1 protein-coding gene is annotated in these 1,395 nt (G+C 63.4%); it reads left to right on the top strand.

The genetic code is table 11. The features are described 5' to 3' along the window. Positions 1 to 65 precede the first annotated feature (65 nt). Positions 66 to 1,382, top strand: coding sequence for an ISL3 family transposase (locus tag HMPREF3121_RS00150; protein ID WP_070518955.1), 1,317 nt, complete (start codon positions 66 to 68; stop codon positions 1,380 to 1,382). Positions 1,383 to 1,395: the final 13 nt, after the last annotated feature.

The raw sequence follows: 1,395 nt of genomic DNA, 5'->3' as shown, positions 1-1,395 counted from the left end.
AGGGGCCCTGGCCGGTACAAGATGAGAGTTACCACACAACCATCTGACCGAACCAGGACCCTACGATGCAGCCTACGTTCAACCTCGTCGCCGACACCATTTGCCGCACCGCGGAGCTGGGATTAACGATCACCGATGCCGCGGATGCCGGCGAGTTCACGGTCATCAGTGCTCGTCCCATCGACTCCTGCGACAAGTGCCCGGGCTGCGGACACACAGGCCGGCTGCGTGATCACGTCGTGCGCCGGCTGACCGATCTTCCCGTCGTCGGCTTCCCCACCAGGTTGCAGGTACGCGTGCCGCGGTTCCTGTGCCTGAATCAGTCCTGTGCCCAGCGGATCTACCAGGGCGAACTGGCCTGCGCCGAACGCGGGCGCACCGTCACTCGCCGGGTGACCCGCTGGATTCTGCAACGGTTGGCGATCGACAAAATGAGTATCTCCGCCACCGCCAAAGCCCTGGGCTTGGGCTGGGACCTGGTCAACGACCTCGCCCTGGATGCCTGCCGGCACCTGGTCTATGACGACCCCGGCCACCTTGCCGGGGTACGCGTGCTGGGCGTGGACGAGCACGTGTGGAAGCACACCCACCGGGCCGGTGAGCCGGACTCGTTCGTCACCGTGCTCGTCGACATCACCCCCGTCATCGACGGCGCCGGACCGGCCCGGTTGCTGGACATGGTCCCGGGTCGTAGCGCCGCGGTACTGAGCGATTGGCTCGGCCAGCGTGGGCAGGGCTTTCGCGACCGGGTCGAGGTTGTCACGATGGATGGGTTTGCCGGCTACGCCACCGCCACCAAACAGGCCCTGCCGCGGGCGCAGGCGGTGATGGATCCCTTTCACGTGGTGCACCTGGCCGCCGACAAGTTGACCGTGTGCCGGCAGCGCCTGCAGCGGATGACCACCGGGCGGCGGGGCAAGAAAAACGATCCGTTGTATAAGAACCGGAAAACCCTGTTGACCAGGATTGACTTCCTCACTGATCGACAGCATCGGCGACTCGAGCAACTGTGGGCCACCGACGAAGACTACGTGGCTTTGGAGGTGACGTGGTCGGTGTATCAGCAGATCATCGCCGCCTATCAGTACCCGAAGAAAGCCGAGGGCAAGAAGCTGATGCAGAAGGTGATCAGCACGCTGCGTTCATCGACGATGCCGAAGGGGTTAGAGGAGATTAAGCAGCTGGGAAACACGCTGTACCGGCGCCAGAAGGACGTGCTGGCTTATTTCGATATCGGCGCGTCCAACGGGCCCGTCGAGGCGATCAACGGGCGCCTGGAGCATCTGCGCGGCATCGCTCTGGGGTTCAAGAACCTCGGGCACTACATCTTGCGATCCTTGATCCACTCCGGACAGCTGCACACCAAGATCAACGCACTCTAAATCCTGAAGAGCC

The organism is Corynebacterium sp. HMSC11E11 (genome assembly GCF_001807025.1).
Classification (GTDB): Bacteria; Actinomycetota; Actinomycetes; order Mycobacteriales; family Mycobacteriaceae; genus Corynebacterium; species Corynebacterium freneyi.
Note: the sequence above shows the minus strand (reverse complement) of the source record. Positions and strands in the feature narration are given on the sequence as shown.